This window comes from Xanthomonas sontii (assembly GCF_040529055.1).
Lineage (GTDB): Bacteria > Pseudomonadota > Gammaproteobacteria > Xanthomonadales > Xanthomonadaceae > Xanthomonas_A > Xanthomonas_A sontii.
The window spans coordinates 2,322,829-2,339,747 of sequence record NZ_CP132342.1 but is presented as its reverse complement, the minus strand read 5'-3'; the positions used below and the strand labels follow the sequence as shown (position 1 = coordinate 2,339,747).

Here is a 16,919-nt window from a genome sequence, read left to right as displayed (position 1 = left end):
CGGAGACCCTCGCATGACCCAGCCGCCCCGCCGCCCCCGTTCCGCGTCGCGCACGCGCCTTCCTGCCCGCCTCGGGCTGCTGCTGGCGCTGGCCTTGCCGGCGCTGGGCCAGGCGGCGGCGCCGGCGACACTGTCGCTGCAACAGGGCTGGCAGGTGCGGCTGGCGCCGGGCGACGCCAACGCCAAGGCGCACCCGAAGGCCGCACAATGGCTGCCGGCGCAGGTGCCGGGCACGGTGCAGACCGACCTGATCGCCGCCGGGGTGGTGCCCGATCCGTTCTATCGCGACAACGAAGCGCAGATCCAGTGGGCCGGGCTCAGCGACTGGCAGTACCAGACCCATTTCCAGGTCGACGCGGCCCTGCTGGCGCGCCCGCACCTGGAACTGGTGTTCGACGGGCTGGACACCTTCGCCGAGGTCTACCTCAACGGCAAGAAGCTGCTCGCCGCCGACAACATGTTCCGGCAGTGGCGGGTCGACGCCAAACCGCTGCTCAAGCGCGGCGACAACGTGCTGGAAGTGCGCATCGCCTCGCCGATCAAGAAGATCCAGCCGTGGCTGTCCAAGCAGCCGTACGCGCTGCCCGGCGCCTACGATTCGGCGTTCGGCGACGAGCCGGTGGCGCGGCACAGCTCCACCTACGTGCGCAAGGCGCCGTACAACTTCGGCTGGGATTGGGGCCCGCGCATCGTCACCGCCGGCATCTGGCAGGGCGTGCGCCTGGAAGCCTGGGACGACCTGCGCGTGGACGGCCTGCACATCGCCCAGCAGCGCGTCGACGCCGACGCGGCGCAATTGCTGGCACAACTGCAGGTGCAGGCCGGCCGCAGCGGCGAGGTGCAGCTGGACCTGGACGTGCTCGGCCCCGATGGCCAGCGCGTCGGCCAGTTCAGCCAGCGCGCGGTCGTCGATCCAGGTGCCAACACCCTGACCGTGCCGGTGCGCATCGCCAAGCCGCAGCGCTGGTTCCCGGCCGGCTACGGCCGCCAGGACCTGTACACGTTCAAGGCGCAGCTGCGCGATGCCGCCGGCGAGCGCCTGGACGTGCAGCGCGTCACCGGCCTGCGCAGCGTCGAGTTGCGCCGCGAGAAGGACCAGTGGGGCAAGAGCTTCGCCCTGGTGGTCAACGGCATCCCGGTGTTCGCCAAGGGCGCCAACCTGATTCCGTTCGACAGCTTCCCCACCCGCGTCGACGCCGCGCGCATGCGCGGCTTCCTGCAGTCCGCGCGCGACGCCAACATGAACATGCTGCGCATGTGGGGCGGCGGCCATTACCAGCCGGACAGCTTCTACGAAGACGCCGACCGCCTGGGCATCATGATCTGGCAGGACTTCATGTTCGGCGGCGCGATCCCGCCCTACGACGTCGCCTTCCGCGAGAACACCCGCGCCGAGGCCGAGGAGCAGGTGCGGCGTCTGGGCGACCACCCCAGCATCGTCATCTGGTGCGGCAACAACGAAGTGCAGACCGGCTGGGAGAACTGGGGCGACCGCATCAAGTTCAAGCAGTCGATCGACCCGGAAGAGCGCGAGCGCATCGTCCGCGGCATGACCACGCTGTTCGGCACGGTGCTGCGCGAGGCGGTACAGAAGTACGACAGCGACACCCCGTACTGGGCGACCTCGCCGGGTACCGATTTCGATGGCGCCGCCGACCAGCCCGACGACGGCGACATGCACTACTGGAAGGTCTGGGGCGGCCCGGCGCTGCCTGTCAACGAATACCTCAACGTGACCCCGCGCTTCATGTCCGAATACGGCCTGCAGTCGTTCCCCGAGATGCGCACCATCCGCGCCTTCGCCGAACCCGGCGACCTGCAGCCGGAATCGCCGGTGATGCGCGCGCACCAGAAGTTCGACAAGGGCAACGGCAACCAGCGCCTGCTGCTGTACATCCGCCGCGCCTTCGGCGAACCCAAGGACTTCGCCAGCTTCGTCTACCTGAGCCAGATCATGCAGGCCGAGGGCATCACCCTGGCCGCCGAACACCTGCGCGCCTCGCGGCCGCAATCGATGGGCTCGCTGTACTGGCAGCTCAACGACGTGTGGCCCGGCGCGTCGTGGTCGAGCCTGGACTACTTCGGCCGCTGGAAGGCGCTGCAGTACCACGCGCGCCGCTTCTACGCGCCGGAACTGATCGCCGCACTGCGCGACGACAAGGGCCAGACCACCGTGTCGCTGGTCTCCGACCGCACCACGCCGCTGACCGCGCGCTGGCGCATGCGGGTCATGGATCTGTCCGGCAAGGTGCTGAGCAAGACCGAGAAGCCGGTGACCCTGGCGCCGCTGTCCAGCGTGCGCGTGGGCAGCTTCAGCGATGCGCAGTTGCTGCGCCGCGCCGATCCGCGCCGCAGCGTGGCGGTGTTCGAGCTGCTCGACGGCGAGCGCGTGCTGTCGCGCACCCTGGTGTACTTCGACGCGGCCAAGCGCCTGCAGTGGCCGCAGGCCGACATCCGCAGCGAGCTGCGCGCCGATGGCGACGGCTACGCGCTGACCCTGAGCAGCGCCACGCTTGCGGCGCAGGTGTGGCTGAGCTTCGGCGACCTCGACGTGACCCTGTCCGACAACGCCTTCGACCTGCTGCCGGGCGAACCGCTGACCGTGCGCGTGCACAGCAGCGCCACCCTGGAGCAGGTGCGCGCGGCGCTGCAGGTGCGCGACCTGGGCGGGACCCTGGCCGGTGCGCCGGCCGAGCCGGCGGAGGCGAAGTGATGGGCAAGCCGATGTCGCGGGCGGGCGTCACCTTGTGGGAGGGACTTCAGTCCCGACGGGGCATTACCGGTAAAGCGTCGGGACGGAAGTCCCTCCCACAAAGGCGCATCTACCTGGCGCTGTGTGCGATCGGCCTGCTCGCCGCCCCGCTCGCCCATGCCGACGAGGCCGAGGACCGTGCCGCCGCGCTGGTGGCGAAGATGACCCGCGCCGAGAAGATCGCGCAGGCGATGAACGCTGCGCCGGCGATCCCGCGCCTGGGCGTACCCGCCTACGAGTGGTGGAGCGAGGGCCTGCACGGCATCGCCCGCAACGGCGAAGCCACGGTGTTCCCGCAGGCGATCGGCCTGGCCGCGACCTGGAACGCCGAACTGCTGCACGACGTCGGCACCGTCACCTCCACCGAGGCGCGGGCCAAGTTCAATCTCGCCGGCGGCCCCGGCAAGGACCATCCGCGCTACGCCGGGCTGACCATCTGGTCGCCCAACATCAACATCTTCCGCGACCCGCGCTGGGGCCGCGGCATGGAGACCTACGGCGAGGATCCCTACCTCACCGGACGGCTCGCGGTCGGCTTCATCCACGGCCTGCAGGGCGACGATCCGGCGCATCCGCGCACCATCGCCACGCCCAAGCACCTGGCCGTGCACAGCGGGCCGGAACCGGGCCGCCACGGTTTCGACGTGGACGTGTCGCCGCACGATTTCGAGGCGACCTATTCGCCGGCGTTCCGCGCCGCCATCGTCGACGGCCAGGCAGGCTCGGTGATGTGCGCGTACAACTCCCTGCACGGCACGCCCGCCTGCGCCGCCGATTGGCTGCTCGACGGCCGCGTGCGCGGCGACTGGGGCTTCAAGGGCTTCGTCGTGTCCGATTGCGATGCGATCGACGACATGACCCAGTTCCACTACTACCGCCCCGACAACGCCGGCTCGTCCGCGGCCGCACTCAAGGCCGGGCACGATCTGAACTGCGGCTACGCCTACCGCGACCTCGGCATCGCCTTCGACCGCGGCGAAGCCGACGAAGCCCTGCTCGACCGCTCGCTGGTGCGCCTGTTCGCCGCGCGCTACCGGCTCGGCGAACTGCAGCCGCCGCGCAACGATCCGTATGCGCGGCTGGGCGCCAGGGACATCGACAGCGCCGCGCACCGCGCGCTGGCGCTGCAGGCCGCGCAGCAATCGCTGGTGCTGCTGAAGAACGCCAACGCCACCCTGCCGCTGCGCCCGGGCCTGCGCCTGGCCGTGCTCGGCCCCAACGCCGACGCGCTGGCCGCGCTGGAAGCCAATTACCAGGGCACCTCGGTGCAGCCGGTGACGCCGCTGCAGGGCCTGCGCACGCGCTTCGGAGTCGCCCAGGTCGCCTATGCGCAGGGCGCGCCGCTGGCCGCCGGCGTGCCCGGCATGATCCCCGAGACCGCCCTGCGCAGCGACGGCAAGCCCGGGCTGCGCGGCGAGTACTTCGACAACCTGGACCTGGCCGGCACGCCGCGCGTGCAGCGCCAGGACCGCGTGGTCGGCTTCAACTGGGACCACGTGGCCCCGGCCAAGGGCGTGGACAAGGATCGCTACTCGGTGCGCTGGAGCGGCGAACTGCTGCCGCCCGGCCCGGGCGACTACACCCTGGCGGTGCGGGTGGCGCGCTGCTTCGACTGCGCCGGCCACGATCCCGTGCGCCTGTACATCGACGATCAGCTGGTGGTGGCCGGCAACGCCGAGGACAAGCACGTGCCGGCCGGCATGCACAACGCCGACGGCCGCAACGTCGAGACCGTGCTGCATTTCGACGACGCGCGGCCGCGGCGCATCCGCCTGGAGCTGGAACACCGCGGCCAGGACCAGGGCCTGCGCCTGGAGTGGCTGGCGCCGCCGGCGCTGCAACTGGCCGAGGCCGAACGCGCGGTGGCGCAGGCCGACGCGGTGGTGGCCTTCGTCGGCCTGTCGCCGGACGTGGAAGGCGAGGAACTGCGCATCGACGTGCCCGGCTTCGACGGCGGCGACCGCAACGACCTGGCGCTGCCGGCGGCGCAGCAGGCGTTGCTGGAACGGGCCAAGGCCAGCGGCAAACCACTCGTCGTGGTGCTGATGAGCGGCAGCGCGGTGGCGTTGAACTGGGCCAAGCAGCATGCCGACGCGATCATCGCCGCCTGGTATCCGGGCCAGTCCGGCGGCACCGCGATCGCCCAGGCGCTGGCCGGCGACATCAACCCCGGCGGGCGCCTGCCGGTGACCTTCTACCGCTCGACCAAGGATCTGCCGCCCTACGTCAGCTACGACATGAAGGGCCGCACCTACCGCTACTTCAAGGGCGAGCCGCTGTTCCCGTTCGGCTACGGGCTGAGCTACACCCAGTTCGCCTACGACGCGCCGCAGCTGTCGACCGCGACGCTGCAGGCCGGCCAGCCGCTGCAGGTGAGCACCACCGTGCGCAACACCGGCGCGCGCGCCGGCGACGAGGTGGTGCAGGTCTACCTGCAGTACCCGCAGCGCGCGCAGTCGCCGCTGCGCAGCCTGGTCGGCTTCCAGCGCGTGCACCTGCAGCCGGGCGAGGCGCGCACGCTGCGCTTCGCGCTGGACCCGCGCCAACTCAGCGACGTCGACCGCAGCGGCCAGCGCGCGGTCGAGGCCGGCGACTACCGGCTGTTCGTCGGTGGCGGCCAGCCCGGTACCGGCGCGCCCGGCGAGGACGCGGCGTTCTCGATCAGCGGGCGCATGGCCCTGCCGAAGTGAGCGACGGGGCCGCCCACGGCCCCTGTCTACGAAATGCGCCAGCGCATGCGGCGGTGCAGCGTAACGGCCCGGCGCGCTGCCGCCGCCGGGCGCCATCCCCGCACGTTGCAGCGTCCTGCTACTTTATTTTTCACGAGCTATTGACAGTCTTCCGGGACAGAGGTATCGATAACACGTCGGTGCCGCGCATCGACGATGCCAGACGCGCCGAACGCCGCAGCACTTGCGGCGTTTTCCAGGGCAGTTCCAGGGGTGATGTGCCATGTCATGCAGTCGTCGCAGCCAGGATCGATGCCTCGCCGGAGTTCCGGCGCCCTGCCTGTCGTCCGCGTTCCGCGCGGGCACGCATGGGGGCCGCTGCGCATGACCCGTCGCTACAAGCTGAGCGCGCTGCGTTCGCGCTCCAAGTGCATCGCCGGCTACTCGCCGCCACGCCACTGATCGCCATCTAACGGTCCGCCCAGCCGGCAGACGCCTCGCGTCGGTCGCCGTTCGCTCTGTCCTGTTCGCACGCCCTCTGGCGTGCGGTTCGAGCGCGCGCGCCTTCCGTCCACCGTGTCTGCCTTCCAGGAACGCAGCGGCGCGTCGCCTTCGGCGCGTGCCCGCACCGATCACGATCAGCGAGGTGTCACGTGGCAACCCATCCCTATTGCAAGCGCAAGGCGCTGTGCGCCGCCATCCTGGCCATCACCGGCCTTGCCGCCACCGCACCGGCGCTGGCCGGCACCGTGCAGGGCGAACTCAAGGAGCGCAGCAGCGGCAAGCCCGCCGCCCATGCGAAAGTGGCCATCGCCGGCACCGCGCTCAGCGCCGTCACCGACGCCCAGGGCCGCTTCGTCATCGCCGACGTGCCGGCCGGGCAGTACGCACTGCAGCTGGACTACCCCGGTTTCAGCGCGCCGGAAACCACCGTGCAGGTCGCCGACAGCGGCGCCGCCACGGTGTCTATCGCGCTGGACGAGGCCAAGCAATTGCAGACCATCAGCGTGGCGGCCAACCGCTACGACGCCAGCACGCTGAAGATGAACTCCTCGAACACGGTGGACGTACTGTCGGCCAACGATCTCGAGCACACCGCCGTGCACAACGTCGCCGAGGCGCTGGGCCTGATCGCCGGCATCAACATCACCTACAGCGGCTCGGGCTACTTCGGCGGCGTCGACGGCGCCGCGCGCGGCGAAGGCATGTTCGCCTCGGTGCGCGGCCTGCCCTCCGAGTACAACGTCAACCTGATCGACGGCGTCACCGTCGCCCAGGGCATGCCGTACAGCCGCAGCGTGCAGTTGAGCCTGCTGCCGCCTTCCGGCCTGCAGACCATCGTCGCCAACAAGACCTCCACCGCCGACATGGACGGCGACGCGATCGGCGGTACCCTGGATTTCCGCACGCCCACCGCCTACGACTACAAGGACGCCACCAGCGGCAGCGTCACCGTCAGCGGCCGCGTCGAGAGCCGCGCCCGCGACTACGGCGGCGACGGCCTCGGCGGCGGCCTGGCCGGCGAGTTCCAGCACAAGTTCGGCGACGAGCAGCAGTTCGGCTTCTACGCCAGCGCTTATTACGACTACCGCACCTCGACCAACAGCGAGGTGGCCGCGGCCACCAGCGCGCTCAACGACGGCTCCTGGAAATTCCTGCATGCCAATGCCGACGGCAGCAACGCCGCCGGCTACGCGCCGCAGGACAACCTGACCAGCACCGGCATGAACGTCGGCGTGGTCGCCGGCTGGGAGCGCCGCTACGGCGGCAACGCCGCCTTCGACTGGAACGTGGACGACACCCTGTCGGTGTACGCACGCGCCACCTACGCCTACGCCAAGACCGACCAGGGCACCACCTTCGTGCAGTTGCTGCCGCAGGACGTCAGCTTCGTGCCCACCGCCACGCCCGGCGTGTATTCGCCCAACATCAACCGCATCGCCGCGCGCTTCTGGTACGAGACCAACCCGGAAATCGCCGACCTGGCCACCTTCCAGGTGGGCGCGCGCAAGACCGCCGGCAACTGGACGCTGTCGCCGAACCTGTTCTACAGCTTCGGCGACAACGACCGCCCCGACCACATCGAGATCGACGGGCGCGAGGACAAGTTCAGCCAGGCCAATTTCGCCTACTCCGGCAGCAGCCTGATGCGCTACGGCAGCGGCGCCTTCCCCTACCCGCAGCTGACCCCGGCGCTGCTGGCGCAGGTCAACAACATCCCCTCGCTGTACGCCAGCAGCTACGGCGAATCGACCAAGATCTACTCCGGGCAGAAGAAGGGCGGCGCCAAGTTCGACGCGCGCTACGACTTCGCCGACGGCGCGCTGACCGCGCTGCAGTTCGGCGTGAAGTACAGCAAGAGCAGCCGCCACTACAGCAACCGCGACTGGTGGACCGGCCCGGTGCCCGACACCAGCACGCTCGGCGACCTGGGCATCTTCAACGGCGGCTACGCGGCGATCTTCCCCGGCAAGTACCACTGGGCCACGCCGCGGGTCAGCGAAGGCGCGGTGGCGCAGGTCATCGCCAACCACCTCACCGACGACGACCTGGATACCTGCGGCAGCGCGTTCTACGTCAACAACTACAACTGCAACACCATGCGCGGCACCGAGGCGGTGAGCGCCGCGTACGCGATGGCGACCTTCTCCTTCGGCAGCCTGGAAGTGGTGCCCGGCGTGCGCTTCGAGCACACCAGCATCCACAACACCTTCTGGACCACGCCCACCGACAGCGACGGCAACCAGCAGGTCGGCTACTTCGCCGCCAACAGCACGCATTACGACCAGCCGCTGCCGAGCGTGTTCCTGACCTGGCGCCCGGACAGCGCCACCACCTACCGCGCCGCGCTGTGGACCAGCTATACGCGGCCGGCGTTCGTGCAGTTGGGCGGCGGCAGCCAGATCAACATCTCCAACGGCATCACCACCATCAGCCAGGGCAATCCGGACCTGAAGGCGATCACCTCGACCAACCTGGACCTGTCCGGCGAGTGGGCGACCGACCATGGCGGGTTCTTCTCGGTGGCCGGTTTCTACAAGCGCCTGCATCACTACATCTACGATGCGGGTTCCGGCCAGGCCAATTCGGGCACCAGCGGCAGCGGCACGGTGTTCTACCAGATGCCGACCAACGGCGGCGACGGCCGCGTCTACGGCGTGGAGGTCAGCGCGCGGCAGCGCTTCCAGGATCTGCCGGCGCCGTTCGACGGGCTGGGCGTCAGCGCCAATGCCACGCGCCAGCATGCGCACGCGGATCTGGGCATGGTCGGCTTCGAGGACGAGCAGATGCAGTCGGCGCCGAATGCGATGGCCAATCTGGAGCTGTTCTACGAGCGCTCGAAGTTCTCGGTGAACCTGAGCTATCACTTCAGCAGTTCGTATCTGCTGAACTACGATTTCCTGCACCAGAACGCGCCGTGGGACGATCTGTGGGCGCGGCCGACGCGGCGGGTGGATCTGCATGCGGGCTATCGGTTCGACAACGGGGTGAATGTGGATCTGTCGATCTCCAATCTCACCAAGGAATACAGTTACTGGGGCCATGTGGGCCGGCACAATCTGGCGGTGTCGGACATCGTCGATGCCGGCATGATGACGTTGTTGACCGTCAAGTACGCGTTCTAGGGCGCGGCGGCGTGCGCACTGGGATGCCATGGCGGAGCGTTGCCAGGGTCTCCGCGGGAGCTTCTTCAGTCCCGACGGGACTTATCGACTTCGCCTCGGCCACGCTTTTTGTGGGAGGGACTTCAGTCCCGACGGGCTTTACCGATGCGGCATGGACCATGCTGCATCGGCAGCCCGTTCGCGCAGCGCGCACACCGCTTGTCGTAGGAGCGGCTTCAGCCGCGACAGGCCTTACCGACTTCGCCTGGACCACGCTTTTTGTGGGAGGGACCTCAGTCCCGACGGGCTTTACTGGGAATGTTGGAAGGCAAAAGCAAAAGCTTTCGCCTGGCGGCGAGTCACTTTTCTTTGCTTGTGCAAAGAAAAGTAACCAAAAGAAAGCACACCCCGCCTTCGCGCCCGCTACGCGGGTCCGCTCCGCTAGCGGGATTTTCGGACGGGGCATCGTGCCCCGACCGAAAACGGCGCACGTCCTTGTGCGCCGCCCCCCTGCGGGGGGTTTGACCCGCCAGCTCCGCCGCTGCGGAGGGGACCCGGGAAGATCAAAAGCTGAAAAGCAACAGCAACAACCACTGCAACTGCAACGCTCCTCCTGGAGCGCGCATTGAAACGCCGCGCCTTCTGTCGGTTCGGCTTGCTGGCGCCATTGGGCTTGGCGGCGATGCCGATGCTGCGCGCAGCGGTGCCAACATCAGCGCCGGTGCCGGACGGGCGGCCGCACGCGTTCGGTTTCGCGCAGGGGCGCTTCACGCTGGATGGGCAGCCGTGGCAGATCCGCAGTGGCGAACTGCATCCGCTGCGGATCGCGAAGGCGGATTGGTTGCATCGCATCCGCATGGCCAAGGCGATGGGGTTGAACACCATCGCGCTGTATCTGATGTGGAATGCGCTGGAAACGGCGCCGGGGCAGTTCGATCTGGACAGCGGCGAGCGCGATTTCGTCGGCTTCATCCGGTTGTGCCAGCAGGAGGGGTTGTGGGTGTATCTGCGCCCCGGTCCGTATGTGTGCGGGGAGTGGACGCTGGGCGGGTTGCCGCCGTATCTGCTGCGCGAGGCGAACATCCGCCTGCGCGATCGCCACGATGCGCGCTACATGGCCGCGGTGGAGCGCTACATCGGGGCGATCGCGCCGCGCATCGCGCCGTTGATGGCCAGTGCCGGTGGGCCGGTGCTGATGCTGCAGATCGAGAACGAGTACTCGATGCACGGCAGCGACGTCGGCTATCTGCAGGCGCTGGCCGCGCTGTGGCGGGCGCATGGGGTCGAGGGGCCGTTCTCGCTGGCCGAAGGGCTCAAGGATCTGCGACGGCGCCAGGCGATGTTGCCCGGCGCCGCGCTAGGCCTCGATGGTCCCGATCTGCACGATCTGCAGGCGGCCACGGCCTTTGCCGGGCAAGCGCCGGTGTGGGTGTCCGAGGGCTACCCCGGCTGGCTCACGCACTGGGGCGAGCCGAAGTTCGCGCGTCGCGACTATGCCCCGCTGCTGCGCCGCATCGCCGCCGCCGGCTATTCGTTCAATCTGTATGTCGTGCACGGTGGCACCAACTTCGGCCTCAGCGCTGGCGCAAACGCCGAGGACGACGGCTCGCAGTTCCAGCCGGCGCTGACCAGCTACGACTACGGCGCGCCCATCGACGAAGCCGGCCGTGCGACGCCGGCCTATTTCACGCTGCGCAAGATCATCGCCGCGCAAGCCGACACGCCACCGCCGCCGCTACCGGCCGCACCGCGGCGCGCGCACTTCGACGCGGTGCAGGCCAGGCCCGTGGCCGCGCTGTGGGACAACCTCGGCCCTGCGCTGCAGACCGACACCCCGATCGACAACCAGCGCCTGCTCGGCCAGGACCAAGGGCTGGTGCTGTATCGGCGCCGGATCGGCGCGGGCCAGTCGCTGCACCTGGGGCAGGTCCACGACTACGCGGTGGTGCATCTGGACGGGCGCGAACTGGACCACGTGTCGCGGGTGCGGCATCCGCGCCTGCACAGCGCGTTGCACCTGCGCCTGCCCGATGCAGCGCAGGAAACGCGCGAGCTGGAGGTGCTGGTCGACAGTTTCGGCCACATCAACTTTGGCCCGGCGCTGGGCGATCGCAAGGGCCTGCTCGGTCCGGTGCGGCTCGATGGGCAGGAGCTGCATGGCTGGGAGGTGCGCGGGCTGGCGCTGGACGCGGACCCGACGCCGTCGCTGCGCCCGCTGCAGGCGCCGCCGCAGCGCCCGGGCCTGTTCTTCGCCACCGAATTCACCCTCGACCAGCCCGGCGACGTGCACCTGGACATGCGCGACTGGCGCAAGGGCTATCTGTGGGTCAACGGGCGCCTGCTCGGCCGCTACTGGGACATCGGCCCGCAGCAATGCCTGTACTGCCCCGGCGCCTGGCTCCGCGCCGGGGCCAACCAAGTGCTGATCCTCGATCTGCATCGGCTGCAACCGGGCGTGGTGCGCTGCGCCGACGCTCTCGTCCCCACGCCCGCAATGCAGCCCGTCGCTTCCCTTCCCTCCCCGCAGGATCGCGCATGCACATGACGTCGCTCGCCGCCCCCGTCGCGTCCTCTTCGTCCGCCGCGGACCAGGGCGCGCCGCCGCGCACGCTGGGGTTCTGGAGCGCGCTGTCGGCCAACCTGCTCAACATGATCGGGATCGGCCCGTTCATCACCATCCCGCTGGCGCTGTCGGCGCTGGCCGGGCCGGCGGTGCTGCTGGGCTGGGTGGTCGGCGCGCTGCTGTGCCTGTGCGACGGCCTGGTGTGGGCCGAACTGGGTTCGGCGATCCCGCGCTCGGGCGGGCCGTACCACTACCTGCGCGAGGCCTATGGCCGCGACCGCGCCGGGCGTCTGTTCGGTTTCCTTTACCTGTGGCAGACGCTGCTGACCGCGCCGCTGTCGGTGGCGGCGGCGGCAGTCGGCTGCGCGCAGTACCTGGCCTACCTGATGCCCGGGCTGAGCCACACCGCGCTCACCGGCATCGCCATGGCGCTGTGCCTGTTCAACACCGCGCTGCTGTACCGGCAGGTGAGCTCGGTGCAGTTGCTGTCGCTGCTGGTCAGTGCGGTGGTGATCGCCGCCTGCGTGTGGATCGTGCTCAGCGGCGCGCTGCATTTCGACATGGCACTGGCGCGCGAGTTCCTGCAGGCGCGGCCGGCGTCGCCGCACGGCTTCTGGCTGGGCTTCGGCGCGGTGGCGCTGATCGCGGTATACGACTACGGCGGCTACAACAACGTGTGCATGCTCGGCGGCGAGATCCGCAAGCCGCGCCGCACGATTCCGCGCGCGGTGCTGTGGTCGATCCCGATCGTGGCGGTGCTGTACCTGGGCTTGAACGTGACCCTGCTCGGCGTGCTGCCGTGGCAACAGGCGGCGCAGTCCAAGGCGGTGGTGGCCGACTTCATGCAGGCCATCTACGGCCCGGTGGGCAGCACCGTGGCGGTGGCGCTGATCGTGCTCGCCAGTTGGGGCTCGGCGCTGGTGGTACTGCTGGGCTATTCGCGGGTGCCGTATGCGGCGGCGGCGTCCGGCCAGTTCTTCGGCGTGTTCGCGCGGCTGCACCCGCGCGGGCGCTTCCCCACGGTGTCGCTGCTGTTCGTCGGCATCACCTCGGCGCTGGCCTGTCCGCTGTCGCTGGACGACCTGATCGCCACGCTGATGATCATCCAGATCCTGTTCCAGTTCCTGGCGCAATGCCTGGCGGTGGTGCTGCTGCGGCGGCAGCCGCGGCGCCGCGCGCGCTTCGCCATGCCGCTGTACCCGTGGCCGCTGCTGATCAGCGTCGGCGGCTGGCTGGCGCTGCTGGCCACCAGCCCGCTGCCGCGGCTGCTGGCGGCGGTGCTGGCGCTGTGCGCGGGCACCGCGCTCTATCTCATCCAGGCCAAACGCGAGGCAGCATGGCCCTTCCAGCAATGAAAACCCATGACGTCGCGGTGGTCGGCGAGGTCTATCTCGACCACATCTTCAGCGGCTTCAGCCGCTGGCCCGGGCCGGGCGAGGAAGCGATGGCGCGGCACTACCATCGCGACCTCGGCGGCGGCACCGTCAACACCGCCTGCGGGCTGGCGCGACTCGGGCGCACGGTCGCGCTGATCGGCGCGATCGGCGCCGGCGATCGCGACTGGTTCGCGCAGCGCCTGGGCGCGTTCGGCGTCGGCACCGAAGGCCTGGTCGACCACCCCGCCGGCACCGGCGTCACCGCCAGCGTGTCGCTGCACGACGACCGCTCGTTCTTCACCTACCACGGCGCCAACGCCGAGCTGGAACCGCTGTTGGGCAGCGCGGCCGCACTGGAGGCCATGTGCGCCGCGCGCCATGTGCACTTCGCCCTGCCGCTGCCGGCGACGCTGGCGCGCACGCTGCTGCCGGCGTTGCGCACGGCCGGCTGCAGCACCTCGCTGGACGTGGGCTTCAACCCGCCCTGGCTGGCCGATCCGGACAACCACGCCACCTGCCGCGCGGTCGATCACTTCCTGCCCAACCAGAAAGAGGCCGCGCTGGCCGGTTGCAACGGCGACGATGCCGCGTCCTGCGCCGCCTGGGCTCAGGCGCTGGGGCTGGCGCAGGTGACGATCAAGCTCGGTGGCGCCGGCGCCTGCGTGGTGGATGCGGCCGGCGCGCGACGGGTCGCCGCGCCCGCGGTCGCCGTGCAGGACACCACCGGCGCCGGCGACGCCTTCGATGCCGGCTTCATCGACGCGCTGCTGGACCACCTTTCCCTCGACGCCTGCGCGCAGCGCGGCTGCCTGTGCGGCGCCGCCTGCTGCACCGCGCTTGGCGCGCTCGACGGCCTTCCCGATCCCCCACGTCTCAGGAGTCTCCATGAGCAGTTCCTTTCCCAACCGTAAGCTCGCCCTGATCGGCGGCGGCGGCGTGCGCGCGCCGCTGGTGGTGTACGGCGTCAACGATGCCGCCGAAGCGCTCGGCGCGCGCGAGATCGTGCTCTACGATCCGGACCAGGAGCGGCTGGCGTTGATGGTCGCGCTGGGCCGCGCGGTGGTCGCCGAGTTCGGCGGCGAGCTGCAGGTCAACGCGGCCAGTTCGGCGGAAGCGGCGATCGACGGCGCGCACTTCGTGCTCAACAGCATCCGCATCGGCGGCATCCACCAGCGCGCCACCGACGAGCACACCATCATCCGCCACGGCTACGCCGGTCAGGAGACCACCGGCCCCGGCGGCGTCGCCAAGGCGCTGCGCACGGTGCCGGTGGCGATCGAGCAGGCACGCATGGTGGAGCGGCTCAGCCCCGACGCCTGGCTGGTCAGCTTCACCAACCCGGCCGGGCTGATCACCCAGGCCATCAGCCGCCACACCCGCGCGCGCGTGGTCGGCATCTGCGACACGCCGGTGGAGCTGTTCCACAACATCGCCCGCGCGCTCGGCGAGCCGCCCGCGGACGTGGACTGCGAGTACGTCGGCCTCAACCACCTGGGCTGGATTCGCGCAGTGCGCGTGCGCGGCGTGGACGTGCTCGACCGCATCCTGGCCGACGACGCGATCCTGCGCCAGCTGTACCTGGCGCCGCTGTTCGACTTCGACATGCTGCGCACGCTGCGGTTGATTCCCACCGAGTACCTGTACTTCTACTACGAGCGCAGTCGCGCCCTGGAGAACCAGCGCGCCAGCGGCGCCAGCCGCGGCAGCGAGATCGAGCGGCTCAACCACACCCTGATCGCCGACCTGCGCAGCCGCCTCAACGCCGGCGACGGCAGCGGCGCGGTGCAGACCTACGCCGCCTACCTGCAGCAGCGCTCCGGCTCGTACATGCGGCTGGAGGCCGAGGCCGGCTCGGCCTTCGCCGACGACCTCGCGCCGCAGCCGGACCCGTTCCGCGCCAGCACCGGCTACCACCGCATCGCCGTGGACGTGATGAGTTCACTGACCGGCGCGCTGCCGGGGCGGCACGTGGTCAACGTGCGCAACCAGGGCTGCATGCCGGAACTGGCCGACGACGACATCGTGGAGATCTCCTCCACCATCGAGCGCGACCGCATCACCCCGCTGCCGGCGCGGCCGATGCCCGAGGCGATCCAGGGCCTGGTGCGCACGGTCAAGGCCTACGAGCACGCCGCCATCGACGCCGCGCTCAGCGGCAGTCACCTGGACGCCTGCAAGGCGATGCTGATCCACCCGGCCATCGGCGAGTGGAGCCCGTCGCGGCGGCTGCTGGAGGCCTTGTTCGGCCATGCCGGCAACGGCGACGACGACGGCGAGTGCATGTGCTCGGGACCGATGCACTGGCACGGCGCGCATCACCGCCACTGAGCCGGCCGGTTGTGCGGTCGCAGGATGCAACGGACGGCCACACGTTGTAAGGTCGTCGCAAATTGGTCCGTCATAGGTACCATCAACCTGCCCTCCCGGCCGCGGCCGGCGCCTCCCCGGTGCCGGCCCGTGCCGGGAGCGTTCGTCGATTCCACGGAGCGTTCCCAGGCCATGCCCACCCGCCGCGACATCCTCCACTTCCTCGGCGCCAGCGCCGGCGCCGCGCTGTTGAGCGGGGCGCTGCCGGCCGCCGCCGCGGCCTCGGCCTCCGCCGCGCTGCCCAGCAAGCGGCCGCCGCCGGGCAAGCGCCGCTTCGTCAGCGCCGCGGTCGAGCGCCAGTTGCGCACGGTCAAGGCCGGCATCGCCGATCCGCGCCTGGCCTGGCTGTTCGAGAACTGCTACCCCAACACCCTCGACACCACGGTCGAAACCGGCACCCGCAACGGCAAGCCGGACACCTTCGTCATCACCGGCGACATCGAGGCGATGTGGCTGCGCGACTCATCCGCGCAGGTGCACCCCTACGTGCCGCTGGCCAAGCGCGACCCGGCGCTGCGGCGCATGTTCCATGGGCTGATCCAGCGCCAGGCCGCCTGCATCCGCCTGGATCCCTACGCCAACGCCTTCCTGCCCGACGGCACCAGCCAGCGCCTGAAGTGGTCGGTGGCCGACATCACCGAGATGAAGCCCGGCGTCGGCGAGCGCAAATGGGAAGTGGATTCGCTGTGCTACCCGATCCGCCTGGCGCACGAGTACTGGCGCGCCAGCGGCGATACCGCGCCGTTCGACGACGACTGGCGCGACGCCATGCACGTGGTGGTGCGCACCTTCCGCGAACAGCAGCGCCTGCACGGCCGCGGCCCGTACAGTTTCCAGCGGCCCTCGCCGCTGGCCACCGAAACCCTGGTGCTGGACGGCTACGGGCAGCCTACCCGGCCCAACGGCATGATCCACTCGATGTTCCGCCCGTCCGACGATGCCTGCCTGTATCCGCTGTTCGTCCCCGCCAACCTGTTCGCGGTGACCTCGCTGCGGCAACTGGCGACGATGAGCGAGGCGCTGCATCACGACACCGCCTTCGCCGGCGAGTGCCGCGCCCTGGCCGACGAGGTCGAGACGGCCACCCGAAAGTTCGGGCAGATGCGCGACGCCGACGGTCAGCCGTTCTGGGCCTACGAGGTGGACGGCTACGGCAACCAGTTGTTCATCGACGACGCCAACGCGCCCGGCCTGCTGAGCCTGGCCTATCTGGGCTGCTGCGATCGCCGCGATCCTGTGTTCCTGCGCACCCGGCAACTGGCCTGGAGCGAGCGCAACCCGTACTTCTATCGCGGCCGCGCCGCCGACGGCGTGGGCAGCCCGCACAGCGGCCTGGGCACGATCTGGCCGATGTCGCTGATGCAGTACGCCCTGGCCAGCGACGACGACGCGCAGATCCGCCAGTGCCTGCAGTGGCTCAAGACCACCGACGCCGGCAGCGGCTTCATGCACGAAGCCTTCGACAAGGACAACCCGAGCACCTTCACCCGCGACTGGTTCGCCTGGGCCAACACCTTGTTCGGCGAGCTGATCATCGATCTGCATCAGCGCAAGCCGCAGTTGCTGAAGGCCTGACGCGATCACTGC

The 16,919-nt window shown here is 69.9% G+C and carries 8 protein-coding genes; all 8 read left to right on the top strand.

Annotated features, from left to right (window positions below; all coding sequences use genetic code 11):
- Positions 1-13: 13 nt before the first annotated feature.
- The 8 genes from RAB70_RS09800 (at position 14) to RAB70_RS09765 (ending at position 16,907) form a co-directional block, all read left to right on the top strand.
- Positions 14-2,713 (top strand): glycosyl hydrolase 2 galactose-binding domain-containing protein, encoded by a 2,700-nt coding sequence (locus tag RAB70_RS09800; RefSeq protein WP_148827626.1) that lies wholly within the window; start codon positions 14-16, stop codon positions 2,711-2,713.
- Complete coding sequence (locus RAB70_RS09795) at positions 2,713-5,442, top strand: glycoside hydrolase family 3 C-terminal domain-containing protein (RefSeq protein ID WP_148827625.1); 2,730 nt, start codon at positions 2,713-2,715, stop codon at positions 5,440-5,442. The genes RAB70_RS09800 and RAB70_RS09795 overlap by 1 nt, the downstream gene beginning before the upstream one ends.
- Positions 5,443-6,074: 632 nt before the next feature.
- Positions 6,075-9,047: a TonB-dependent receptor gene (locus RAB70_RS09790; protein WP_148827624.1), complete on the top strand. Its 2,973-nt coding sequence runs from the start codon at positions 6,075-6,077 to the stop codon at positions 9,045-9,047.
- A gap of 604 nt (positions 9,048-9,651) precedes the next feature.
- Positions 9,652-11,571: a beta-galactosidase gene (locus RAB70_RS09785; RefSeq protein WP_148827623.1), complete on the top strand. Its 1,920-nt coding sequence runs from the start codon at positions 9,652-9,654 to the stop codon at positions 11,569-11,571.
- Positions 11,568-12,944, top strand: coding sequence for an APC family permease (locus RAB70_RS09780; protein ID WP_148827622.1), 1,377 nt, complete (start codon positions 11,568-11,570; stop codon positions 12,942-12,944). Before RAB70_RS09785 ends, RAB70_RS09780 begins: the two co-directional genes overlap by 4 nt.
- Positions 12,941-13,876, top strand: a complete 936-nt coding sequence (locus RAB70_RS09775) for a carbohydrate kinase family protein (protein WP_148827621.1) — start codon at positions 12,941-12,943, stop codon at positions 13,874-13,876. Before RAB70_RS09780 ends, RAB70_RS09775 begins: the two co-directional genes overlap by 4 nt.
- Positions 13,851-15,293 carry a 6-phospho-beta-glucosidase gene (locus RAB70_RS09770; RefSeq protein ID WP_148827620.1) on the top strand — a complete coding sequence of 481 codons (1,443 nt, stop codon included), beginning with the start codon at positions 13,851-13,853 and terminating at the stop codon, positions 15,291-15,293. The genes RAB70_RS09775 and RAB70_RS09770 overlap by 26 nt, the downstream gene beginning before the upstream one ends.
- A 171-nt stretch (positions 15,294-15,464) precedes the next feature.
- Positions 15,465-16,907 carry a glycoside hydrolase family 125 protein gene (locus RAB70_RS09765; RefSeq protein WP_148827619.1) on the top strand — a complete coding sequence of 481 codons (1,443 nt, stop codon included), beginning with the start codon at positions 15,465-15,467 and terminating at the stop codon, positions 16,905-16,907.
- Positions 16,908-16,919 lie beyond the last annotated feature (12 nt).